Here is a 23,833-nt window from a genome sequence, read left to right as displayed (position 1 = left end):
CCGGCTCATAAGCCAATGGTCGACTGGTGGGCCGAGGTACTACACCTCGGCCCACCGGTAATTAACGCAAGGAGCGCGAGCAGAACGGAGAGTCGGTGACGAGGTACTTGGTTGGGCGCATAGGTCAGTCGCTACTGCTCGTGCTCGGCGTGATGGTCATCGTCTTTGCGATGCTGCGGGTGTCAGGGGACCCGACCAACCTGCTCGTTCCCAGGGAGGCAACCCAGGAGCAAAGAGAAGCGGCACGAGAGGCGCACGGCTTGGACAAGACCGTTGCCGAACAGTTTGTCAGCTTCGTGGGCGATTCAGCCCGTCTCGACTTCGGTAATTCTCTTCGGTACAAGATTTCGGTTCGAGAAGTGATCTTCGATCGTATGCCAGCGACGATCGAGCTTGGCATCGCGGCGATGGCCTTCGCGGTCGCAGTCGGAGTACCGCTCGGGATCTTGGCGGGCGTCAAGGCGGGCGGCCGCTGGGATGGTGCGGCGCGCGGGTTCGGCCTGCTCGGCCAGACGATCCCGAATTTCTGGCTGTCCTTGGTCTTCATTGTGGTGTTCGCGGTCAAGTTAGGGTGGTTTCCGTCGTTCGGGCGCAGCACGACTTCGATGTGGTTCCTCACCATTCCTGACAGTTCGATAGTCCTGCCGGCGGTTGCTCTCGGCTTGTTTCCAATGGCTCAGCTTCTGCGGTTCACACGATCGTCGGTGCTGGAGATCGTCAATGAGGAGTACGTGCGCATCGCTCGCAGTAAGGGCCTCAGAGCGCCAGTCATCTACGGTCGTTACATATTGCGCAACGCGCTCATTCCACTCATCAGCGTAATGAGCCTGCAGATCGGGGCGCTGCTGGGTGGATCGTTGTACATCGAAGCTGTCTTTGCCTGGCCGGGCGCCGGAGGGTTGTTGGCCGAAGCGGTGAGCAATCGTGACTTCCAGCTCGTGCAGGGAATAGCGTTCTTCGGCGCGCTCATCGTTATCCTCTTCTCGCTTCTTGCTGACGTGCTGTACACAGTCGCCGACCCGCGGATCAGAGTGGGGACGTTGCGCCAGACGCGGACCCCTCGGCCTAGATCATCTGCGGACGGTGCGTCGGCGACGATATCGAAGCCACACGGAGAGGGGATCACATGACTGATCATGCTGCTCCCAGTGGCGCCGATTTCCATGCTGGCGAGACTGAGACCGGCCATGAAATCGACATCGAAAGGGATTTGCGGTTCCGGGCTCGGATTCGTGAGGCCCTGCGGCTGCTTCGCCGGTCCAAGGGCGGCATGTTCGGTGCCTTCGTATTCGTCATGTTGCTCATCCTCGCGACGTTCGCTCCATGGATCGCTCCTCACGATCCTCTCCAGCAGACACTGAGTGATGCCAATACTCCGCCGTTTTGGTCCGATGGGGGCTCCAATGACTACCTGATCGGCACCGACACCTTGGGACGCGACATGCTCAGTCGCATCATCTTCGGAACCCGAGTCTCGCTTGGTGTTGCTCTCGGTGGCGTCGGAATCGCCATCATTCTGGGAATGGCAATCGGTCTGATCGCCGGCTACCGGGGCGGCACGATCGACGCCGTCATCGTCGGTTTCATCAACCTGATCCTGTCGCTGCCCTACCTGTTGTTCGTGGTGTTCTTTGCCGCGGTCGTCGGACGAAGCCTCATCAACGTGATTCTCATCTTCGGCTTCACGTCGATTCCCGTGTTTGCCCGTGTGACGCGGGGCGAGGTCTTGAAGCTACGGGAGAGCATGTTCATCGAGGCAGCAAGAAATGTCGGAGTACCGGAGGGCCAGATCCTGCGGCTGCACCTGTTGCCCAACCTCATCGGCCCACTGGCCACGCTGGCCACGTTCGAGATGTCGGCCATGATCCTCTACGAGGCCGGCCTCGGATTCCTCGGTCTTTCGGTGCCGCCTAGCACTCCGAGTTGGGGCAACATGATCAACGCCGGTCGAGGCGTGCTCACGATTCGTCCGTGGATCTCGCTCACACCGGGGGTCGCCATCGTCTTTGCCGGGCTCGGGCTCAACTTGCTCGGCGATTGGTTGCGCGACGTGCTCGATCCTCGATCTCAGCGAGTGAAGCAATGAACGCGCCAGCACTGATCGACGTGAAGAACCTTGAGGTCCGGTTCGACATCCCGGAAGGCACTGTGCATGCGGTGAACGGCGTGACTTTCTCCGTCGCCAGAGGTGAGACTCTGGCCATCGTGGGCGAGAGCGGAAGCGGGAAATCCGTGACGATGCTCGCCCTGCTGCGGCTACTCGCCGAGCCGCCGGCACGAATATCCAACGGCACAGCGACGCTGGAGACAAGCGACGGAACGGTCGGCCTCCTTCAAGAGTCTCAGCGCCGGCTGCGACGGGTTCGAGGGGCCGAGATCGGGTTCGTTGCCCAGGATCCCATGAGTTCCCTCAATCCAACGATGCGAATCTCCACCCAGCTCATCGATGTGATCCGCACCCACCTCGGTCTGTCGAGGCGACAGGCTCGCAACCGCGCCATCCATCTGCTGGAGAGAGTCGGGATACCCGACGCCCCGGGCCGCATCGATGCCTATCCTCACGAGTTCTCGGGAGGCATGCGACAGCGTGTCATGATCGCTATCGCAGTGGCATGCAACCCCCAGCTAGTGATCGCTGATGAGCCAACCACGGCACTCGACGTGACGGTCCAGGCCCAGATCGTGGAGCTTATGCACGACCTACGTGACGAGCTCGGGCTGGCCTTGATCTGGATCACCCACGACCTCGGCGTGGTTGCCGGTTTGGCCGACCGGGTAGCAGTCATGTATGCCGGCAAGCTCGTAGAGATCTCCGATGTGGGCAGCCTGTACACGCGGCCACTACACCCGTACACCATCGGGCTCCTAGACGCTCTGCCCAAGATGGGCGACCGAGCCGACCGGTTGACCAGCATCCCCGGTCTGCCGCCCGATCTCGCTGAAGAGCCGACTCGTTGCCCGTTCGCGGATCGCTGCCCCCATGTGTTCGACCGCTGCAGAAGCGAGGTGCCGGCACTGATCGAGCCAGTCCATCGCCGATACGTCGCGTGCTTCTACGACATCGAGGCGGGGACGCCACGACATGGCTAGGCGCGGCTCGGCTGAGGTGGACCGGCCCGTCGCCAAGACGGCGGCGCCAGCCACGGCCAGGGACTCTGCTGAGCCCGTGCTCAGGGTCGTGAACATGCGAAAGTACTTCCCGGGAAAGTCGAGCGACAAGCCGCTAAAGGCGGTCGATGGCGTGAGCTTCGAGATCTTCGCCGGCGAGACGCTCGGGCTGGTCGGCGAGAGCGGGTGCGGCAAGTCCACCACCGCACGGGCCGTGCTCCAGCTCCACCGCCCTTCTTCCGGGCAGGTCTGGCTGGGCGACATCGAGCTCACGAGCCTCGGCGAAAAGGAGCTGCGCAAGCTCCGACCGCGGATGCAGATGATCTTCCAGGACTCGTATGCGTCGCTCAATCCCCGGCATACTGTCGGCCGAATCATCGGCGAGTCGATGAGGGTCCACACGGAGATGACAACGCAACAGGTCAACGACCGGGTGGTTGAGCTTCTCGACTTGGTCGGCCTGCGTGCTGCCCACCGCACCCGCTACCCCCACGAGTTCTCCGGTGGTCAGCGCCAGCGCATCAACATCGCCCGGGCGCTCGGCCTCAGCCCCGACCTGATCGTATGCGACGAGCCCATCTCCGCGCTCGATGTGTCGATCCAGGCGCAGACGATCAACCTCTTCGCTGATCTTCAAGACGAGTTCGGAATCGCCTACCTGTTCGTGGCCCACGACCTCTCGATGGTGGAGCACATCTCCGACCGAGTCGCGGTGATGTATCTCGGACACATCGTCGAACTCGCCCAGACCGAGACTCTGTTCGAGGTGACGCTTCACCCGTACACGCAGGCCTTGCTGTCGGCAGTTCCGATACCAGATCCCGCGGCCGAGGCCAGTCGGACCCGTGTTTCTCTTGTCGGAGAGGTTCCGAGTCCTGCGGCACCACCACCCGGTTGTGTGTTCTCGACCCGCTGCCCTTTGGTTGTCGACCGCTGTCGTGCTGAGGTGCCTGAGTTGCGTGAGATCACCCCCAACCACTGGGTTGCGTGTCATCTCGCTGATGGGAAAGGTTCGTCGATCGTCGGCGAGCCTCGAGGAAGATTGGCGGGTCACGACGGCGACCTCACCGCGTCGCCCACAGCCCAGAGCCATCACCTGACCCTTCCAGCGCAGTCCACTTTCCCGACGGACCCCTGATGAGGTTCGTGTCGTACAACATCCAGTATTCAAAGGGCAAGGACGGTTGCTACGACCTCGAGAGGATCGCCGACGCGGTACGTAGCGCCGACGTGATCGCACTACAGGAAGTCGTACGCAATGTCGAGGCGCTTCCTGACAAGGATCAACCAGCCCGGTTAGGCGAGCTGCTCGCTCAGCATCACTGGGTATATGGACCCAATGTCGATCTTGACGCGAGCTCGAAGACTCCCGATGGGTCAGTCGAGCATCGTCGACTTCAGTTCGGCAATATGGTCCTTTCCCGCTGGCCGATCCTCTCGTGTCGGAACCTGCTCTTGCCGAGAGTACGGGTCATCAATGCCCATGGCGAACAGTCTGGCGCGCTCGAAGCAATCATCGATGCTCCGTCTGGGCCTCTTCGGTGCTACTCAGTCCATCTCAATCCTGTCAACTCCCGGCTACGGAGAACAGAGATCGAGTATCTGCTGCCGCTCATGTTTGGGGTCCCCTTCAATGGGGCGTCGGTCACCGGAATCGAATGGATGGGCATCGGCGAGAGCCCTGCGCCAACCGAGTTCGTGGTGATGGGCGACTTCAACCTGACTCCAACGTCAACCGAGTATCCACTCATCGTCGGCGAGGCTGACTACTACTACGGCCATACTCTCGCCGGTGACCGGCTCGTGGACACGTGGACTGCGGCCGGCAACTCCCTCGACGAGGGAATCACCTGGTACGACGAGAGTGAAGGATTCGAGGTCGGTTTGAGGCTCGACTACGGATTCGTGACACCGGGCCTAGCATCAAGGGTCGAGTCAGCGTGGATCGACGTCGACGCGGTCGGGTCGGACCACCAGCCAACGTGGTTCAAGCTCAACTAGGTCTGTCCCTGTGGGTGCCGATCCAGCGTTCGGCGAACGCGTTCGCCACGGGGGTGCGTACAGCTGTCTTGAGGATCTTCATACGTTCGGTTCTGAAGATCTCGTCGAAGGCGTCGATGAACTGGTTGCCGCGGTCGCGCACGAGCGCACGCGTCCCAGCGAGTCCGTCGGCATGGCGCAGGAACAGGTTCCGCGCCACTTGGGTGGCCCGCACGCCGGTGGGGTGGTCCGTGATGCTTGCGAAGTACACGGTCCGGGTAGGGATGTCGATGAAGAACAGCAGGTAAAACCTGCGCAGCGTGACGGTGTCGATGGTGGCGAAGTCGCAGTCGCTCCGAGTGCGACCGTGGACCCGGTCGAGCGGAATCCAAATGTGGAGTACCCCCCATTTGAAATGTGGAGCCCACCTGTATCGGCACTCCCGGGCGTGCAAGACCGCAGGTCAGCGCACATGGAGTGCTAACTCGCCATGAAGCCACGCCGCAAGCGCCGGGCACTCGTTTCGAATCCGCTCTGGCTCTGAAACGGGCTGGTCTGGCGTGCCAGACTTCGCTGCGCAATGGCGGAATCGGGTGCGAACGGCGCTGATCAGCGGCCCTTGGAGGGCATCCCGGTGCTGGACTTCACTCGTGTCGTGGCTGGGCCGCTCGCCACGCGGATGATGGCCGATCTGGGAGCCGAGGTCATCAAGATCGAGCCGGTGGACGGTGATCTGTGCCGGACGTTCCCGCCGCATGTCGAGGACGGCCTCAACCCGTACTTTTGCCAGCAGAACGTCGGCAAGCGGTTCTGCTCAGTGGACTTGCGCGCACCGGGAGCCAGCGAGCTCGTGCGAGAATTGGTGAGCCACTGCGATGTGGTCGTGGAGAACTACCGACCAGGTGTCATGGCCAAGTTCGGCCTCGGCCCCGACGAGTTGTGCGAGGCACACCCGGCGCTGGTGGTGGGCGACATCGTGACCGCTATGTCCGCCGCGAGCACTATCAACGCGATGCTGGTCAAAGCAGCGCGGACCGGCCGGGGCGGGCACATCGACGTGTGCATGGTCGAGGCGATGGTGTACATCTAGGAATGGTCCGCTCTTGAGCTGGCAGGTGGCTGGGACGGACCCAATGCCGGCCTCGGTCACGAGTGCCCGATCCTGGTGCTACCCGATGGTCGGGTATGGGCCATCGCCGGCAACCCGGCGGCGTGGTTCGACGACACGATGGCCGCCATGGGCAGGCCCGATCCGGCCGACGACCCCCGCTTCGCGACGCCGGAAGCAGGAGCAGGACCAGCGCTGCTCGCCCCAGAGCTCGCGGTCCGGCACGCAACGCGGCTGCCTCGTACCCGCCGCCGGGAGACGCTGCGATCAGCGACAACTTCAGCGCCCTGCTTCGGCTACTCATGGTGCATTGACTGCATTGACTGCATTGAAAAATGCGGTATCGTCATCCCCTAGTTATGCATGACTCACGATCCCCCCCCCCCCCGACTCTCGTCCCCCGCTCGCCGGAGGTAGGTCATGACCGTCGCCCGGCGTCGTGCGACGCTTCCGCTGCTGCTCATCGGGCTGGGCGCCGTTGCCGCGCTGGCGAGCATCCTGTGGTTCGCTGACGGCCGGAATACCGCCCACGCCCAGACTCCGATGAACAATGCCGCCACCGGCGTGCCGGTGGTGCTGGTTTCGGCTGAGGACCCCGGCGTGTTCGCGGTGGACGTCTCGGGCATCGGCGACGCCGACGGGATCCCCAATGTGGGTTCCAAGGCCTCGACGGGCGACTTGCACGACTTCTCGTTCCGGTGGATCCGCATCGACGGCAACACCGAGGCCACGGTGGGCCTCGACTCGCCCCACCACCGCTCGACCCACTTCCGGCAGTTCCATGGCCAATTGATACTCACCGGCGAAACGGAAGCACCAGATGCTTCGGAATTAATGATCGAGTCGGGCCGCTACCGGCGCGTCGAGGCCGATATCGGCAAGCTGCTCAAGGTGGAGGTGTCGTTCACCGACAGCTTGGGCAACACAGAGACTGTCACCAGCTTGCCGTTCGGCCCGGTTCCCGCACCGGTGCCGCGGCTGGAGTCGACGCTGGTCAGCAACACCGGCCAGGCGTACTCGGCCACCGCGACGATCATCGAGCAGTACGACATGGGCTTCAAGCTGGGCACCCACGGGCAGGGCTATGAGATCTCGGGCGTGTCTATCGATCTGGCCGAGGCGCCGTCCAGCCTCACCGTGTCGCTGTGGATGGCCCGCGCTCTTGGGTCGGGCGCCACAGGTGCGCAGACCAAGCTGTTCGATTTCGAGAACCCGTCCTCGTTCAAGGCCGGCCTGAACCGGTTCGCGGCCCCGCCGGGCGCGTTCGCGTACCAGCAGAACGTCGGCTACTTCATCGTGCTGTCGGACTTCGGGTCGTCGCTGAAGATCAATAGGACGGCTTCTGACGATGAGGATGAGGGCGGCGAGACGGGAGCGACGCTGGCCGACAGCGTGGACGGCGGCACCAACGTGCTGCGCCTGGCCATCGAGGGCTCGAAGCGCAACAGCGGCATCCTGGTCTCGACCTACGCACAAATCCCCAACCCCAACCCCGACGTGGGCGAGTCCATGGATGACGCCGCGCAGGAAATCGTGTCGGTCGGCGACTTTGGCCAATTCGGGATCACTGTGGGGGCCGCGGACCGCTACCTCATCCGCGGCGTGACCTTCAGCGCGGACAACACCTCAACCGGGGGGGCCTTTATCAACCCGTGGGAACTGCGCGACGGAACTACCGGGCTGTTCAGCATGGTCAACACACGCCAGTTAAGCGGCATCAATGAATGGACGGCTCCCCAAGGCGTGACCGTGTCAGGAAGCGACTCATACAACCTCTACTGGGACATCAACTCGGTGGACCGGATGGGGGGCGTCGTCTTGAGCCGTCTTTTCGGCACCGAGTCCACTGCGGAGGACGAGCCGAAGGCGACGGGGGTGACCATCGGCGCCCATACTCTGGACATTGCACTCGATAATCCGTACATGGCCGTGTTCGGCGAGGCGCTGGACGCGATGGTGCAGAACCTGGGCCAGACCAACAACAGCTATGCCTCTGCCGACACCGCCAACTCTGTGCTATCGCAGGGCTTCACGACCGGTTCGGACGGGCTCGGCTACCGGTTGCAGGGCATCGGTGTTGAAATCGAGGGCTCCAACAGCGAGTTTCCCGACAGCCCGGTGTCGGTGGCGGTGGCCGTGCACGCCGATTCGGGCGGCAAGCCGGGCGCCAAGCTGTTCGACCTCTTCAGCCCCACCGAGTACGCGGCGGGCCACAGCTTCTTCGAGGCGCCGCCGGGAACGCATCTGGCGCCGGACACTTCCTATGTGATGGTGTGGAACCATATCAGCGGCACCGCGCACCGGTTGGAGCGAACCACCAGCAACAGCGAGGACACCGGCGCGGCAACGGACGCCAGCATCGCGGACGTCCTATATCGGGGTGCCAACCTTTCCAGCCTGACCCAGAACTCGGGCGGCAATTCGCTGTCGCTCGCGGTGTACACCGAGGTCAACGAAGAGGCGCCGTTCGTTCCCGGGGGTGTCGCGGTGACCCAGAGCTGGCTGCACATCCCCGAAGGCGTCGATGTGGGGGATCAGTTCAGGCTGGTGTTCGTCACTCTTAGCGCGACGGACGCCATGTCGGGGGACATCGAGGTCTACAACGATTTTGTCCGTCAGGAGGCAGCGGGGACCCATGTGCGGGGCGAAGAAGTCGCCGTGCGGTACACCGATGCGGTCATCCGCAGCGTCGCGTCGCAGTTCACGGCGGTGGTGTGCACCGCTTCGGACGACGCGGCGGCGAACACCGAGATGGAGGGCGCCATCGGCGTGCCGGTTCATTGGCTGGACGGCGGCTGGGAGGACCGCCCGACGCTGATCGCCGAGTCGTACTCCGATTTCTACAGCGACAAGTGGGACGACACCGAGGGCGAGGGCGACATTGAGTACGGCGCGTATGTGACCGGGAACTCTGCTCGTTTCGAGGAGAACGCGATGGTGTGGACGGGGTGCGACGCTTCTGGGGCCGCGGATCCGGTGTTGCCGATGGGTGATCCGAACGGCATGGGGATGGTCGCGGCGGGTTCGCCGAGGAACTCTGACAGCGTGCTCAATCGACATTCGGACAGCGAGGGAGACCGAGTGGCGGACGACAACCTCGGCCCTGTTGGCGCCGTCGATGTCGATGAGGGGCGTTTGACCGGGAACATCGATGAGTACCGGCCGATCTATGGGATCTCGCCGGTCTTCACGGTCGTGCGGTAGCTGGGGGTTGACGGGAGATGATGTCTATCAAACGCATCCATTCGGGCGGTTCGGTCTCGGGAAGCCAGCCATTGGTCGGCCTGTGCGGTCGGGGCTTGTTCGTGTCGGTGTTCGGGGCGGCCGTGCTGGCGGTGGCGGCGGCTGTTGTGGTCGTGTGGTCGGCGCCGGCGGACGCGGGCGAGCCTGCTGAGCCGTTGTGGTCCGCGGACGTGACGGTGACCGACTACAGCAGCGTGTCGATCGGCGCGGCCACAGCGGGTCTGTTCTCTGATGTGGGCGGCAGCGGGGACTTGCAGGTCAGGTGGCTGTGGTCCCATATTCCGGGCCGTGATCTTCGCTTGGCGTTCGAGGCCGGCGTTGCCGATGCTGCGGACTACACGCTGGTGGTCGGCGATCTTTTCTTGGAGTTTCCTGAGGACAGTTCGGGTGCGAGCAGTTTCAAGTGGACCGGCGTGGACGTCGATTGGGAGGACGGCCAGGTCGTTCATGCGCGCATTGTGCTCACGGCCGACGTCGGGGATCTGCGGGTGGTCACTGCGACCACTGCTGTCCCCGACGACAGCGAGACGGCGGCCGGCGTCCCGGCGGCCGAGGTGGACAGCGGCGAGGCCGACCCGGAGTTGCTGGTCGCCAACCTGGGTGTGGGCGTGGACGGCTCCGCGGGGATACAGCGCACCCTTGGCGCTGCTCGGTCTGGGTTCGCGCAGGCGTTCACGACCGGCACCGGCACCGGCGGCTATGTGTTGGGTGCGGTCGGTGTGCAGGTCTCGCTGTTTGTCGACGCGTCCAGCGTGGGGGACCAGCTCGCGGTGACCGTCAACAGCGCAGCAGCCGACGGCGGACCCGCCGACGCGCTGTGCACCTTGACCGATCCGTCGACCTTCACGACACCGGGCGTGGTCGCCTTCGACGCGCCCACGGGCGAAGACGCCTGTGCGCGGCTGGCGGCGGGGACCACCTACTTCGTGGTCATCGAGTGGGTCAGCCCCAGCGGAACCGACGCATTCGCGCTCATCCCCCAGACCTACCCCACCGAGGACTCCGCAGCCACCGACGAGGACCCCGGCGGCGCGCAAGGCTGGTCGATCGCCGACAACTCCTACTACCTCGCTGTCACCGCCGAGACTCGCACCTGGACTGCCTACAACGAGACAGCCAGCTTCAAAATCCGGGTGACCGGAACAATCTCAGAACAGACCACCGACACAGAATCCGAGACCGCGGCTGAGAACAGCTCGCCCACTGGAGCGCCCGCCATCACTGGAACTGTGGTGCGTCTGACTTCGCGCGACGGGATCCTGGTTCTTTCAGACTGCATCTGAGATGGTTGCTGGCCTTGATTGTGGAGGCCGTCAACGATGACATCGACACCGCGGAAGCCGAAGCGGATGCTGACAGCAGAGCAGAAGTACGACTTGTGGCTGGGGATGCTGACGGGGCAGATCTCCCAGGCCGACGCGGCAGCCGAGGCTGGGGTGGATCGGTCGGTGATCACCCGGCTGCGAGCGGTTGCCCGCGATGGAGCGATCGCGGCGCTGGGGGCGTCGAGGCCGGGCCGGCCGCGTCAGTCTCGCCAGGAGGCGTCGGAGGCCGCGGCGTTGGGGGCCGAGGTCGACCGGCTCCAGGCGACGGTGGTCGAGCAGGCCGTCGAGTTGGCGGTGCTGCGGGGAAAATCGCGCCCGGGATGAGCGGTCCGGTTCCCGCCCGTGTCGATGGGACCGCCAAGGCGGCGTTGCTGTCCTTGATCGACGATGCGGTCGATGCCGGCTGGACGCTGAACCGGGCGTGCGCGGTGGTCGAGCTGGACCGGGGTCGGGCGTGGCGGTGGCAGCAGCGCCGAGCCGGGGGCGGGCTCGATGACGCCCGCCCGGGCGGGAACCCGATCCACGGGCTCTTGGAGTGGGAGGAGGCTGAGATCTTGGCGTTGTTCGACGAGTGGGGCGACGTGGACCGGTCGCATCGCAAGCTCGCTCACCGCGGCTCCTACGAGCAACGGGTGTGGGCGTCGCCGTCGACCGTCGATCGGGTGCTGGCCCGTCACGGCCTTGCCCTGCAAGGAGCTCCACGACCGGCACGGACCGTGAAGACGCCGTGGCCGCACTGGTGTGAGTGGCACCCGAACCAGCTGTGGTGCTGGGACGGCTCCCAGTTCGAACGCTGCGTCGCCGCCAAGCACGCGTACGCGATTGTCGACCTCGTGTCCCGCAAGCGGATCTCGACCCGCCTCACCGCCAACCCGGACTCGGTCGCCGCCCGGGTCCTGTTCAGCCGCGGGCTCGACAACGAGGGACTGCTCACCGACGAGCTCCGAGCCCGCCTCACCGACCCCGACACCGCGCTCCCCGACGGCGACCGGGCGCCGTTGCTGCTGGCGGTCTCGGACAACGGGACCGAGATGCACGCCAACGAGACCCGCCGGTTCATGGCGCTGTGCTCGATCGCCCAACACTTCGGTCGCCCGTCGACCCCGACCGACCAGGCGTGGATCGAGTCGCTGTGGGGCCACGTCAAACGCGAGCACCCACACCTGACCACGATCACCGACCCGGCCGTGCTCGCCGCCGAACTCGAACGCGTCCGGGTCCACCACAACAGCGTCCGGCTGCACGAAGCGATCGGCTACGTCACCCCCAACGACGAACACGACGGCCGCGGCGACACCATCCGCGCAGCCCGCACCCACGGCATGCGAAACGCCGACGAACAACGCCGAGCCTGGCACCGGAGCCAGCGATGAACCCGCCGACTACCCTCACCAACCACAACCCGCCAGCGACCATCGGATACGGCCTGAATCCCAACCCGATCCGTCGCGAAGAGTCAGATACGCCTCAGAACTCCCCAGGTGGAACAGACGCTCACGGCGGACACGTCGTCGATTGACGACGCCGACGGGCTGACAGGTGCTGAGTTTTCCTATCAGTGGGTCCGCAACGACGGCACCGCGGACACCGACATCGACGCAGCCACCAGCAGCACCTACACGCTGGCAGACGCGGACGAGGGCAGCACCGTCAAGGTCACGGTGAGCTTCACCGACGATGCCGCCAACAACGAGACGCTCACCAGCTCCGCCACCGACGAAGTGGCACCAGCACCGCTCACCGCGTGGACGCAGAACGTCCCCACGTCCCACGACGGGCAGAGCCGCTTCTCGTTCGAGCTGAAGTTCAGCGAAGGCTTCGGCCTGAGCTACAAGACCCTGCGGGACAAGGCGTTCACCGTGACCGGGGGAACCGTCAAGCAAGCCAGGCGCCTCGACAGGCCCCACAACACGCACTGGCAGATTGTGATCCAGCCCACCTCCGCCGCCGACGTGACCGTCGTACTGCCCATCCCAGACGCCTGCGACGACACCGGCGCCATCTGCGACGACGACGACCGCAAACTGTCCAACCGCCTCGAGTTCACCATCAGCGGCTCAGCCCTGTCGGCAACCGCCATCCTGGCTGATGCCCGACGCAGTCTCGGATGGTCGCCGTAGAGCGCGCTGAAGCGCGGACAGAGCAAGAATCTCCTGCGAAGAACCTGCGCAAGTTCGCGATACTGCCCTGATGTCTACGCCTGATGTCTACGCCTGATGTCTACGCCTGGTGTCTACGCCTGATGTCTGCGCCTGATGTCTGCGCTGGCCGTTGCGACGCTGTTGTTTCTGGTTCTGCTGGTTCCCGGTGTGTTTGCGGCGTGGGACTACGAACGTTCGAAGGAGATCTACTCGCGCCGCCTGAGGGACTGGTACGCCCGGCTCGCTAGCTGACTGTTCAAGACAGCCGTATTGTGCGTCGGGCCTTCATCGCTCGGCCAAGCTGCCCTCGTAGCGATCGTTTCGCAGCGCTGTGACCTCGGAGGGTGGTCGGAAAGTCGGGGTGAGGGTGTCGGCCGTGCTGGTTGTGCTTCGTGTGGTCTCGTGGCCGGCGGTGCCAGTGTCACCGGTGTTCAGGCTGCTGGTTGTGCTTCGTGTGGTCTAGTAGCCGGCGGTGGCTGTTGTGGGGTGGGGGCGGGTGGTGTCGATTGTGGGATGCGGTGTCCGGGTTTGCGTGAGGGGGCGGGGTTCGGGGGGTCTGCTGGGCCTGGAGGGATGAGCCGAAAACGGCCGTCACGGACGAAGACTCGCCAGTTGTGGTCGTGGATGCGGACGTGACAGGACCAGCACACCAGCACGAGATTGTCGACGCGGGTCTTGCCGCCGCATTTCCAGGGGATGACATGGTGGGCTTCGCAGTCGCCTGGGCGCGCCCCGCAGCCGATGCAGGCCCCATCGCGTGCGACCAGAGCGCGGCGCTGCGCGGCGGTGGGCGCTCGGCGGGCGACGGTCTCATACAGCGGGGTGAGCTTGTCGCCGAAGATCTCGACCCACACGTCGGAGTTGCACGCGAGCCGGGCGAGGGTGCTGGGCGGGATCGGGCCGGTGCCGCAGATCTCCGCGAAACCGCGGGACTCTTCTGCGAGGGCTGCGAGATCGGCGCGCACGATGATCTCCGCGGACGCTGCTTTGGGTGCGATGTGTGCAGTCGGTGCCGCGGCTGGGGCTGCGGGTGCGGCGCCGGCGGCGAGGAGCGTGTCGAGTGCGTCGGCCATGCGCTGGTCTGTGGTGCGCTGGTCTGTGGTGCGCTGGTCTGTGGTGCGCGCAGCAGCAGCGCCGCCAGCACCGTCGCCGTCGTTGCGGTTGTGGGCGTCGGGTTTGGCGGGGGCCTGCGGTTGGGCTTGGCGTCGGCGGTCGGCTTGGCGGAGTTGTTCGGCTTGACGGCGCAGCCGTTGCTGGATGCGGGCGCCGGTCTCGGCGTCGAAGCTGCCGCGCATCTGCACCGACCCGTCGTCGCCGTTCCAAAAGCGCACATGACGGTTGCGGCGGTTGCGGCGATGCTGTGCGGCGAGGTCCGCAGCGTCTCGGTTCTGGGCTTCCCAGCGGCGGGCGGCTTGTGCGAACTCGTCCGCGGGCAGCGCCTTGGCGAGCCCGATCAGCTCCCCATCGTCCTGCACAGCGTCAGGACTGGTGTTGCGTGCAGCCTGCGCGAGCCTGGCAGCGTTTGCCAAGGAGATCTGTCCCTCGGCCACCCCCACATCCGCGTCGGGGATCGCGGCCAGTTCTGCGCCGGTGCGCGCATTGCGCGCAGCGTCCGAGCGCGACAGGCCGCTGTGCTCGCGCAGCAGCCCCGCGCCGCCGTCGCCGTGGTCCTCTCGCCGGGCGACCACAGCGGCGGCTGTGGTCTCGAGCAACTCGACGCGGCTGCGCAGCTGCTTGGACAGCCCCAGGGTGCGGCGCAGCTGATCGCTGGGCGCCGCTGCGACCTCGTCGAGTGCGGCGGTGAGGTGCTCGAGCGCCTGCTCCACATGAGAGAACATGTGTTCACTTTACTGGGCCGGTGTCACAAACACACGTTCTCAGCCCAACCCGATTATTACAAATATATGACAGCCCATTTCAGCAAACCTCGATCCCACACACGCCCGCCGCCGAGACATCCTTGCTGACGCTCGACCGCCGTGGTCTTCCCGGCGAGGCACCCCTGGGCGTGCGTGCTCAGCCTGCCTATGAGCGGATCTTGACGGCCGCTGTCGAAACGGCGCGTTAGTTCCGGCGCGAGTTCGGGTGCCGGCAGAGGTTGATGACCCGGCTGGTGGGTGTTGCGCTGAAGCCGCTTGGCCTGCCGTGAGAGAATTCGCAGCGCTATGGCGGAGTCAGTTGCGAACGGCGCAGATCAGCGGCCCCTCGAGGGCATCCGGGTGCTGGACTTCACCCGTGTCGTGGCGGGGCCGCTCGCCACGCGGATGATGGCGGACATGGGGGCCGAGGTCATCAAGATCGAGCCGACGGACGGCGACCTGAGCCGGACCTTCCCGCCGCATGCGCCGGGCGACGTCAATCCGTACTTCTCACAGCAGAACGCCGGAAAGCGCTTCTGCTCAATCGACCTGCGTGCGGCCGGGGCCACCGAGCTGGTCCGCGAACTCGTTGGCCACTGCGATGCAGTGGTGGAGAACTACCGCCCCGGTGTCATGGAGAAGTTCGGGCTCGGACCCGACGAGATGTGTGCGCTGCATCCGGCGCTCGTCTACTGCTCGGTGACCGGATTCGGGCAGACCGGCCCGTGGGCCAACCGGCGTGCGTATGCGCCCGTCGGCCACATGGAATCGGGCTACATCGACTATTCAATCCGCAAGACCGGTGCCCGACCTTCCAACCCGCCGCTGGTGGTCGGCGACATCGTGACGGCCATGTCCGCTGCCGCCTCGGTCAACGCGATGCTGGTCAAGGCGGCTCGCACGGGCCGAGGCGGCCACATCGACGTGTGCATGGTGGAAGCGATGGTGTACATCCAGGAGTGGTCCGCTGTCGAGCTGGCGGGCGGCTGGGAGGAGCCCAACGCAGGCCTTGCCCACGAATGCCCGATCCTGGTCCTGCCTGACGGCCGGGTGTGGGCCATCGCCGGCAACCCAGCAGCGTGGTTCGACGACGCGATCAAGGCGATGGGCCGACCCGAGCTGGCTGTTGATCCTCGTTTCGCCACTTCCGAGGCGCGCATGGCAAACCGGTACGAGCTGTACGACGAGATGACCCAATGGGCTGTTGGCTTTTCGGACGTGGAGGAGTTCCGGCGAGCGATCGAGGCCGGCACACCGTTCAGCGTGGCGGAGATGCGCTCGATCACTGAGCTGGCAGCAACCGACTGGGCCGAAGATCGGGGACTCTTCACCGAGGCCAGCTCGGGTTTCGCGGTGCCCGCGCGCCCGGCGCTCGGCTCGGGCATCGGCACCGACGGCCATGTCGCAGCCCGCGGTGCTGACAACCGCGAGGCGATCGGCGGGCTGCTCGGACTCGACAACGCCCGGCTCGCCGAGCTCGAAGCTGCCGGGGTGCTGGTCGCAGACTGAGCCGCCCTTCAGGTGTCCAGGCGACCGGGATCGAACCGTTGCGCCGTCTGGCCGAGAGGCTGAGCCGATCGGCGGCGAAGCCGGGGCTCGAGCGGCCCGTGAGCCCGTCTCGAATAGGGACTGGGAACATGAGCGGGGAACAGGAGGTTCGGCAACCAGGGCCTTGCCTGTCCGCGTGGCCGCGTAGCGTGAGCCCGTGCAAATCGGGGTGCTCACCGGCGGAGGCGATTGCGCAGGGTTGAACGCGGCTATCCGGGCCGTCGTGCGCATGGCCGGTCACGAGCTGGACCGCAGCGTCGTCGGGTATCGGCGAGGCTGGAACGGCGTGCTCGACGGCGACAGCATCACACTCGATGCTGAGGCGATGCGGGGCACGCTGCCCCGGGGCGGCACGATGCTCGGGACCTCCCGCAGCAGCCGCCGGCTGGAATCCGAAGGCACGGCGCCGTTGATCGAACAGCTCGAGCGCGACGGCGTCGAGGCACTGGTGACGATCGGCGGGGACGGCACGCTGATCACCGCAGGCCGGTTGTCCGAAGCGGGGTTTCCCGTCGTCGCTGTGCCCAAGACGATCGACAACGACGTCTTCGGCACCGACATCTGCATCGGGTTCGACACGGCACTGGGCGTCGCGACCGAAGCCGTCGACCGGCTGCACACCACTGCTGAGTCGCACAACCGGATCATGGTGCTCGAGGTGATGGGACGTGAGGCCGGGCACATAGCTGCGGGGGCGGGCATCGCCGGTGGTGCCGCAGCGGTCCTGGTTCCCGAGGCACCGTTCAACATCGACGAGATCGCCGAACGTCTCGTTGCGCGCCACCACCGCGACCGCAATGCGTCCATCGTGGTGGTCGCCGAGGGCGCCATTGATGACGGCAGCGTCGAGATCCCCGATACGGGCACCGACGAGTGGGGCAATCGCATCCTTGAGGGCATAGGCCAGTTCGTCGGCGATCTGCTGGCAGAGCGCACCGGCTTCGACACCCGCACCACCGTGCTGGGGTACATCCAGCGAGGCGGGCCGCCCTCGCCGGCGGATCGGCTGCTCGGCAGCCGGCTCGGGGCTCGTGCGGTTGAGGTCCTCATGGAAGGACAGTCGGGCGCCATGGTGGGCGTGCACTCGGTCGGGATCGCGCTGCAACCACTCGCTGAAGTGGCCGGCCGCACTCGCTACCTCAGCCAAGATCAGCTCGAGATGCTGGATCTCATCTCGACGGCGCCGGTGCTGACCCGGCACAGCAAATCGCGTCGCTGGTTCTGAGCTCTGCGGATCGCTCGCTTTGGCGCCGGCGCGGGTGCGGCGACAACGAGGCCAACAGCGCCGCACGGTAGGGTGACGGCGACAACACAAACCGGGGAGCCCGTGGGGCTGAGAGGGCGACAGCTGTGCCGTCGCCGACCCGAGAACCTGATCTGGGTAATGCCAGCGGAGGAAGCATATGACCACCCACCTGCTTTGTAGGCCGTTCCGTCTCGCTGTCGCCATTGCAGCCGCGATGTTGCTGGTGGCAGCGTGCGGCGACGGCGAAATCCCTGAGACCAACACACCCGTTCCGCCTCAGACCGAGTCGCCGTCGGCTGCGGGGGCACCCGCCACCGAGGAGCCGGCCGACGACGAGCCATCGATCGCTGGAACGACGGTCACACTGATCAGCCACGACTCGTTCAACCTGTCCGAGGGAACGCTGGAGGAGTTCACCGCACAGACAGGTGTGACGGTCGAACTGCTTGAAGTCGGCGATGCGGGCACACTCGTGGCCCAGGCGATACTCACCAAGGATGCGCCGCTGGGCGATGTCCTCTTCGGTATCGACAACACCTTCCTGCAGCGGGGCCTCGACGCGGGCATCTTCGCCCGCTACAAGTCCCCGTCACTCGCCAGCGTGCCAGACGACCTGCAGCTGGATCCGCGACATCGGGTCACTCCCGTGGACTACGGCGACGTGTGCGTCAACTACTGGAAGGACGCAGTGCCGCGGGTGCCGGAGACTCTCGATGATCTGACATTCCCCGAATTCGCCGACCAGTTCGTCGTGCAGCATCCCGAAACGTCCTCGCCGGGCCTCGCGTTCCTGTTGGCAACTATTGCGGCGTTCGGCGACGGCTGGGAGCTCTACTGGGAGGACCTGCGTGCCAATGGCGTGACGGTGACCGCAGGCTGGGAGGACGCCTACTACGGCGAGTTCACTGCGGGTGGTGGCGACCGGTCGGTGGTCGTGTCGTACGCCTCCAGCCCTCCGGCTGAGGTGATCTACGCCGATCCGCCAACGGACGTGGCACCCACTGGGGTCATCACCGAGTCGTGCTACCGCCAGATCGAGTTCGCCGGGATCCTTACCGGGACCGACAACGAGGCTGGGGCACGTGCGCTGATCGACTTCATGCTGAGCGAGACCTGGCAGAACGACGTGCCGCTCAACATGTTCGTGTACCCCGTGATCGAAGGCGCGACACTCCCGCCCGAATTTGTCGAGCACACGGCGGTGCCCGACGATCCGCTCATGCTTGACGCGGCTGACATCGAAGCCAACCGCGACGCATGGACCGAGCGCTGGGTGGAGATCGTCTTGCGCTGAGCGCGCCGCCCTCTCAGAAAGATGTGACAGTGGCCCGGTCGCTGAGGCGGCGATCCGCAGCACCGGCTCTCGGTTGGACAATCGCCGCTGCCGCACCCCTCGCGTTCGTGGGGGTGTTCTTTGCTTACCCGGTCCTCACCGTTGTCGCGGACGGACTCAGTGGCCTCGGGGATCTGCTGGGGCGCTCGGCGATTCGCGGCGTGCTGTGGTTCACGGTGTGGCAGGCCGTCGCCTCGACTGCGCTCACCCTTGCTGTCGGGATTCCTGCCGCGGCAGCGCTGGCGCGCTTGCGGCCGAGGGCGCGGCGGATTGTCCGAGCCGTCATCACCGTGCCGTTCGTGCTGCCGACGGTGGTCGTGGCTGGCGCCTTCGAGGCAACCTTCGACCGGTTCGGTCTCGATCAAGGAACGCTGTCGCTGCGACACACCGTGTGGGCGATCCTTGCCGCTCACGTCTTCTTCAACTACGCCGTGGTGGTGCGGACCGTGGGCTCATGGTGGGCTGGCCTGGACGGCCGCAACGCCGACGCGGCGGCTGTGCTCGGCGCTACGCCGGTGCGTACCTTCCGGTACGTCACCTGGCCGCTGCTGCGGCCCGCAGTCGCGGCATCGGCGGCTGTCACGTTTCTGTTCTCATTCACCTCGTTCGGGGTGATCCTGATCCTCGGCGGTCCCGCACGCGCCACGGTCGAGACCGAGATCTACCGGTACGCCATCACGCGGCTCGACTTTGCTACGGCGTCGGCGCTCGCGCTCTGCCAGCTAGTCGCCGTGGTGGCACTGGTCACGCTGGCCGGCGTGGCCGAGAGACGCAGGGCAGTTGCCCGCCGGGCGCCTGGACGCACGGCACCCCGCCGTCGCCGCGGGGTGATCGCCGTCAATGGTGTCGTGGCGTTGCTTCTGCTCGGCGTGCCGATCGGCACATTGGTTGAGCGGGCCTTTGCGACCGGCAACGGCTACGGATTCGCCAACTTCACAGCACTCGCCGAACGGGTGCAGATGCTGCCGGCGACCGCGCTCGCCGCCCTGGCGCACTCGCTGGGATTCGCGGCGATGGCGACGGTGATCGCCTCAGTCGTGGGCGCACTCGCGTCGATCGTCGTCGTGGGCGGCCGCGCCCGCGCGTTGGCCGTGGCACGGGGCGCCGCGTGGCTGCGGCGACTGTTCGATGTCGGGTTGACGCTGCCGCTCGGGGTGTCGGCGGTCACCGTCGGGTTCGGCATGCTGCTGGCGCTGGACACCCCGCCGTTGGAGTTCCGTACAGCGTGGTGGATCATTCCTGTCGCGCACGCCCTGGTGGGGATGCCGTTCGTCGTCCGGACGTTGGTGCCGACGCTGCGATCAATCGACAATCGGCTGCGGGAGGCGGCCTCGGTGCTGGGCGCCTCACCTCTGCGCACACGCCGTGAGGTCGACGTGCCGATCGCGTCACGGGCGGTTGCGGTCGGTGCTGCGTTCGCTTTCGCGGTGTCGCTCGGCGAGTTCGGTGCGACGGCGTTCTTGCCGCGGCGACCCGACACGCTGACCGCACCGCTGGCGCTGTTCCGCCTGCTCGGAACGCCGGGGGAGAGCCTGCGCGGTCAGGCGATGGCGCTCGCAGTGGTGCTCATGGCCACGACAGCCGCTTCGGTGCTCGTCATCGAAGGACTTCGCCGCACCGACGAATCACTGTTCTAGCGAGCGGCGCGCCGCGGCGGCATCGCGACCGATTCGGCACGGCGCCGACCTCCAATGGAGTGTCCCGCGCTCCCATGATCACGTCCCTGCCCCTAGGAGGCCGCGCGGATAGGTGGCGTCTCGGAAAGTTGCTGGCACGCCTTCTTTGTGCAATTTTGCCGTCTGTGGCGGCATTTCTGCGCAAAGTCCAGGCCGTCGGGGCTGCCGGGCATCGCCGTCTATCCGCTGAGGCTCTTATGGCTCGAGAGCGGGATGGTCGGCGAAGTGGGCTAGCGCATCAGGGTCGTCGATGGCCTCGATGTTTGCAATGGGTCGGCCTTCGGTGACATCCCGAACGGCGAGCTCCACCAGCTTTCCTGACCGCGTGCGGGGAATAGCGGGAACCTGGGCGATCACCGCGGGCACGTGCCGGGGCGACGCTCCCGAGCGAATCTGCGAGCGGATCTTGCGGGTGAGCTCGTCGTCGAGCGTCAAGCCTTCGCGCAGCTTCACGAACAGCACGACACGGGTGTCGGTGCTGGCCGTCGAACCTTCGGGGGCAGGCACCCGCTGACCGATGACCACGCTCTCGAGCACTTCGTCGATCCGGTCGACCTGGCGATAGATCTCCGCGGTGCCGATGCGTACGCCGCCGGGATTCAGCGTGGCATCGGACCGCCCGCTGATGATCATCCCGCCGGCTGGCGTCCACTCAGCGAAGTCCCCGTGATGCCACACACCTTCGAAGCGATCGAAGTACGCAGATCGGTAGCGCTTGTTGTCAGGGTCGTCCCAGAAGTGCAGCGGCATGGACACGAACGAGTTGCGGCACACCAGCTCGCCCTGCGTGCCCGCTGCCAGCGAGGCACCGTCGGCGTCGGCCACGTCGACATCGAGGCCGAGCGCGGGCACCTGAATCTCGCCGCGGCGAACGGGGCCCGTCGGGTCACCGATCACGAAGCCGCCGCAGATGTCGGTGCCTCCCGAGAATGACGCAAGGTGAACGTCGGCCTTCACCTGCTCGTACACCCAGTCGAACCCTTCGGGCGCTAGGGGAGAGCCGGTAGATGAAATCGTGCGCAAGGTGTCGAGGGCATGGGTCTGCGCTGGCCGCAGACCCGCTTTCATGGCTCCCTCGATGAACTTGGCGCTGACGCCGAACAGCGTCACACCCCAGTCATCTGCCACATCGAAGAGCCGGGCCGGGCCTGGGTGGAACGGCGATCCGTCGTACAGCACGAGCGATGCGCTACTGGCCAGCCCGGCGACAAGCCAGTTCCACATCATCCAGCCCGTGGTCGTGAAGTACATGACGCGATCATCGGGGTGCACGTCGAAGTGCAGCCGCTGCTCGCTCCACAGCTTGAGCAGTGCGCCGCCGGCCCGGTGCACGATGCACTTCGGCTTTCCGGTGGTTCCCGACGAGTACAGGATGTACACCGGCTGGTCGAATCCGAGCCGAGTGAATGTGAGGTCGTCGCCGGTTGCCGCCGCGTGCGGCTCCAACCAGGCCGACCACTGCGTGAACGCATGAGTTCCGCCACCCTCACCGACGACGCCTGCGGATCGGTCGTACGGCGCAATCACGAGCCGGCGCAACGGCACGCCGGCGCTTGCCAGGCTGGCGGCCACATCGGCCGCTTTGGCGGCGGTGCGATGCCGGACGCCGTTGTAGTAGTAGCCATCGACGGCGACCAGCACGGCCGGGGCGATCTGACCGAAGCGGTCCAGCACGCCGTCGATGCCGAAGTCTGGACTGACCGACGAATACACGGCGCCCAGCGATGCTGTCGCCAGGAACACGATGACCGCCTGGGGGCCGTTGGGAAGCATGGTGGCCACCCGGTCTCCCACGCCGACGCCGTCGGCGGCCAGCGCCCGCTGGCAGGCCGCCACTTCCGCCCGGAGCTCACCGTGCGTCATCGTTGCCTCTACGACGTCCTCGCCGATGAAGACGAGAGCAGTGTCGTCCGCAGCAGGCCCCCCCGAAGAAGTCGGCCTCAGGTAGTTCTCGGCAGTGTTCAGGTTCGATCCGGCGAAGAACTCGAGACCCGGCCGGGGCTCCGGAGCGCCGCCGCCAGCTTCACTGCTCAAGAACACTTCACTGCTCAAGAACTCTGGGCCCAGCTCGCCGATGCCATCGCTGAAGTTCCACACCGCCCGCCAGAACTCGCCAGGTTGTCGAACCGACCATTCGTGCAGCTCCCGGTACGTGTGCTGGTCGAGCCCAAGACCGACGTCGGCAGCGAAGCGCCAGAGCTGCGTCGAGCGGCGCCGCTGCGCATCTGGCCGCCACAGCACGCCCTCGTCGGACCCCGGCCCGTGGCCACTGTCTGTTGTGCTGCTCATCGAGCGCAAGTTACTCATCTGCCGCTGCGCATCGGCCCAGCGCAGGTCCCTGGCACCCCAGAATCACACTGAGGGGCGCGGGTAGGGTCCACCGTCATGGACGGGATCTGCGACGACCTTCAAGCTGAGACCGAAGCGCTCGGTGACGTGGTCACCGACATCAGCGAAGAGCAATGGCGCCTGCCCACGCCAGCGGAGGGCTGGGACAGTCGAGAGACGATGGTGCATTTGGGCATGACCGATTGGGTGGCGACAGTCGCCGTCGTCGATCCCGAGGGCTTTGGTGGCTTCACGGCCGCAGCCGCGCGGGGCGAGATGGATCTGCACACGGCAGCGGGAATCGACTTTGCTTCCATGTCCGGTGCGCAGATCTGGGACTGGCTGTGCACGGAGCGAGCCAAGATGGTGGCGGCGGTTCGGCCGCTGGACCCCAAGGACCGGATTCCGTGGTTCGGCCCCTCGATGGGCGCCCTGTCGTTTGTCACCGCCCGACTCATGGAGACGTGGTCGCACGGGCACGACGTCGCCGACACCCACGGCCGGGAGCTGCCCCGCACCGATCGGCTGCGCCATGTAGCGCACATTGGGGTGAGCACCCGCGGCTGGAGCTACATGAACCGGGGCCTTGAGGTGCCCGCCGGACCGGTACGGGTAGAACTTGATGCCCCGAGTGGAGCTGTGTGGACCTGGGGGCCGCAAGACGCTGTCGACAAGGTGAGCGGCGACGCCTACGAATTCTGCCTGGCGGTGACCCAGCGTCGCCACCACTCCGAGACCGATCTTGAGATTCAAGGTCCCCTGGCGGTGGGCTGGATGGATATTGCGCAGGCCTTTGCCGGTCCTCCGACCGACGCAGCGAACCGCCGCACGGCCTAGCCCCGGCCGCCGGGTCGCTGTGCTGATCGTCGCTCCCGCCGGGTCGCTGTGCTGATTGTCGCTCCCGCCGGGTCGCTGTGTTGATTGTCGCTCCCGCCGGG

The 23,833-nt window shown here is 65.9% G+C and carries 20 protein-coding genes and 1 riboswitch; of the genes, 17 read left to right on the top strand and 3 right to left on the bottom strand.

Annotated features, from left to right (window positions below; translation table 11 throughout):
• Positions 1–140: 140 nt before the first annotated feature.
• The 5 genes from ACOQPH_RS09560 to ACOQPH_RS09540 all read left to right on the top strand — a co-directional run bounded on the left by ACOQPH_RS09560 (position 141) and on the right by ACOQPH_RS09540 (position 5,109).
• Positions 141–1,130 carry an ABC transporter permease gene (locus ACOQPH_RS09560; RefSeq protein ID WP_420621181.1) on the top strand — a complete coding sequence of 330 codons (990 nt, stop codon included), beginning with the start codon at positions 141–143 and terminating at the stop codon, positions 1,128–1,130.
• Positions 1,127–2,086, top strand: a complete 960-nt coding sequence (locus tag ACOQPH_RS09555; protein WP_420621180.1) for an ABC transporter permease — start codon at positions 1,127–1,129, stop codon at positions 2,084–2,086. Before ACOQPH_RS09560 ends, ACOQPH_RS09555 begins: the two co-directional genes overlap by 4 nt.
• Positions 2,083–3,090 carry an ABC transporter ATP-binding protein gene (locus tag ACOQPH_RS09550; RefSeq protein ID WP_420621179.1) on the top strand — a complete coding sequence of 336 codons (1,008 nt, stop codon included), beginning with the start codon at positions 2,083–2,085 and terminating at the stop codon, positions 3,088–3,090. The genes ACOQPH_RS09555 and ACOQPH_RS09550 overlap by 4 nt, the downstream gene beginning before the upstream one ends.
• Positions 3,091–3,184: 94 nt before the next feature.
• Positions 3,185–4,246: an ABC transporter ATP-binding protein gene (locus ACOQPH_RS09545; protein WP_420621178.1), complete on the top strand. Its 1,062-nt coding sequence runs from the start codon at positions 3,185–3,187 to the stop codon at positions 4,244–4,246.
• A complete protein-coding gene (locus ACOQPH_RS09540; RefSeq protein ID WP_420621177.1) occupies positions 4,246–5,109 on the top strand; it encodes an endonuclease/exonuclease/phosphatase family protein in 864 nt (287 codons plus the stop codon). Before ACOQPH_RS09545 ends, ACOQPH_RS09540 begins: the two co-directional genes overlap by 1 nt.
• Here ACOQPH_RS09540 and ACOQPH_RS09535 read toward each other — a convergent pair.
• Positions 5,102–5,542, bottom strand: coding sequence for a hypothetical protein (locus ACOQPH_RS09535; RefSeq protein ID WP_420621176.1), 441 nt, complete (start codon positions 5,540–5,542; stop codon positions 5,102–5,104). The two genes, ACOQPH_RS09540 and ACOQPH_RS09535, sit on opposite strands and share 8 nt — an antisense overlap.
• Before the next feature lie 126 nt (positions 5,543–5,668).
• Here ACOQPH_RS09535 and ACOQPH_RS09530 point away from each other — a divergent pair, with 126 nt between their 5' ends.
• The 7 genes from ACOQPH_RS09530 (at position 5,669) to ACOQPH_RS09500 (ending at position 13,157) form a co-directional block, all read left to right on the top strand.
• The gene (locus tag ACOQPH_RS09530; RefSeq protein ID WP_420621175.1) at positions 5,669–6,178 is read left to right on the top strand and encodes a CoA transferase; all 510 of its coding nucleotides are present in this window, start codon (positions 5,669–5,671) and stop codon (positions 6,176–6,178) included.
• Between the two features lie 438 nt (positions 6,179–6,616).
• Positions 6,617–9,400: a choice-of-anchor R domain-containing protein gene (locus tag ACOQPH_RS09525; RefSeq protein ID WP_420621174.1), complete on the top strand. Its 2,784-nt coding sequence runs from the start codon at positions 6,617–6,619 to the stop codon at positions 9,398–9,400.
• A 17-nt stretch (positions 9,401–9,417) separates the two neighbouring features.
• On the top strand, positions 9,418–10,722 hold the full coding sequence (locus ACOQPH_RS09520; RefSeq protein ID WP_420621173.1) for a choice-of-anchor R domain-containing protein: 1,305 nt from the start codon (positions 9,418–9,420) through the stop codon (positions 10,720–10,722).
• Positions 10,723–10,788: 66 nt separating this feature from the next.
• The gene (locus ACOQPH_RS09515) at positions 10,789–11,088 is read left to right on the top strand and encodes a helix-turn-helix domain-containing protein (protein WP_420621172.1); all 300 of its coding nucleotides are present in this window, start codon (positions 10,789–10,791) and stop codon (positions 11,086–11,088) included.
• Positions 11,085–12,137 carry an integrase core domain-containing protein gene (locus ACOQPH_RS09510; protein WP_420621171.1) on the top strand — a complete coding sequence of 351 codons (1,053 nt, stop codon included), beginning with the start codon at positions 11,085–11,087 and terminating at the stop codon, positions 12,135–12,137. The genes ACOQPH_RS09515 and ACOQPH_RS09510 overlap by 4 nt, the downstream gene beginning before the upstream one ends.
• Before the next feature lie 108 nt (positions 12,138–12,245).
• Positions 12,246–12,884, top strand: a complete 639-nt coding sequence (locus ACOQPH_RS09505; RefSeq protein WP_420621170.1) for a hypothetical protein — start codon at positions 12,246–12,248, stop codon at positions 12,882–12,884.
• 135 nt (positions 12,885–13,019) lie between these two features.
• Entirely contained in the window at positions 13,020–13,157 is a 138-nt protein-coding gene (locus tag ACOQPH_RS09500; protein WP_420621169.1) for a hypothetical protein, read from the top strand.
• Positions 13,158–13,336: 179 nt separating this feature from the next.
• Here ACOQPH_RS09500 and ACOQPH_RS09495 read toward each other — a convergent pair whose 3' ends face one another.
• A complete protein-coding gene (locus ACOQPH_RS09495) occupies positions 13,337–14,743 on the bottom strand; it encodes a DUF222 domain-containing protein (protein WP_420621168.1) in 1,407 nt (468 codons plus the stop codon).
• Between the two features lie 327 nt (positions 14,744–15,070).
• On the opposite strand from ACOQPH_RS09495, the gene ACOQPH_RS09490 reads away from it, so the two are divergent.
• The 4 genes from ACOQPH_RS09490 to ACOQPH_RS09475 all read left to right on the top strand — a co-directional run bounded on the left by ACOQPH_RS09490 (position 15,071) and on the right by ACOQPH_RS09475 (position 20,528).
• On the top strand, positions 15,071–16,273 hold the full coding sequence (locus ACOQPH_RS09490) for a CaiB/BaiF CoA transferase family protein (protein WP_420621167.1): 1,203 nt from the start codon (positions 15,071–15,073) through the stop codon (positions 16,271–16,273).
• A gap of 196 nt (positions 16,274–16,469) precedes the next feature.
• Entirely contained in the window at positions 16,470–17,537 is a 1,068-nt protein-coding gene (locus ACOQPH_RS09485; protein ID WP_420621166.1) for a 6-phosphofructokinase, read from the top strand.
• Between the two features lie 82 nt (positions 17,538–17,619).
• A riboswitch (TPP riboswitch) is annotated at positions 17,620–17,730 on the top strand.
• Positions 17,716–18,852: a thiamine ABC transporter substrate-binding protein gene (locus ACOQPH_RS09480; RefSeq protein WP_420621165.1), complete on the top strand. Its 1,137-nt coding sequence runs from the start codon at positions 17,716–17,718 to the stop codon at positions 18,850–18,852. Its footprint overlaps the riboswitch before it by 15 nt.
• A gap of 29 nt (positions 18,853–18,881) precedes the next feature.
• Positions 18,882–20,528, top strand: coding sequence for an ABC transporter permease (locus ACOQPH_RS09475; RefSeq protein ID WP_420621164.1), 1,647 nt, complete (start codon positions 18,882–18,884; stop codon positions 20,526–20,528).
• Between the two features lie 234 nt (positions 20,529–20,762).
• Here ACOQPH_RS09475 and ACOQPH_RS09470 read toward each other — a convergent pair whose 3' ends face one another.
• Positions 20,763–22,856: an acetoacetate--CoA ligase gene (locus ACOQPH_RS09470; RefSeq protein WP_420621163.1), complete on the bottom strand. Its 2,094-nt coding sequence runs from the start codon at positions 22,854–22,856 to the stop codon at positions 20,763–20,765.
• Positions 22,857–22,952: 96 nt separating this feature from the next.
• Between ACOQPH_RS09470 and ACOQPH_RS09465 the strand changes: the two genes are divergently transcribed.
• Entirely contained in the window at positions 22,953–23,732 is a 780-nt protein-coding gene (locus tag ACOQPH_RS09465; RefSeq protein WP_420621162.1) for a TIGR03084 family metal-binding protein, read from the top strand.
• The last annotated feature ends 101 nt before the right edge of the window (positions 23,733–23,833 follow it).

The organism is Candidatus Poriferisodalis sp. (assembly GCF_965221945.1).
Taxonomy (GTDB): Bacteria; Actinomycetota; Acidimicrobiia; order Acidimicrobiales; family Poriferisodalaceae; genus Poriferisodalis.
This window is presented reverse-complemented; position numbering and strand designations above follow the sequence as displayed.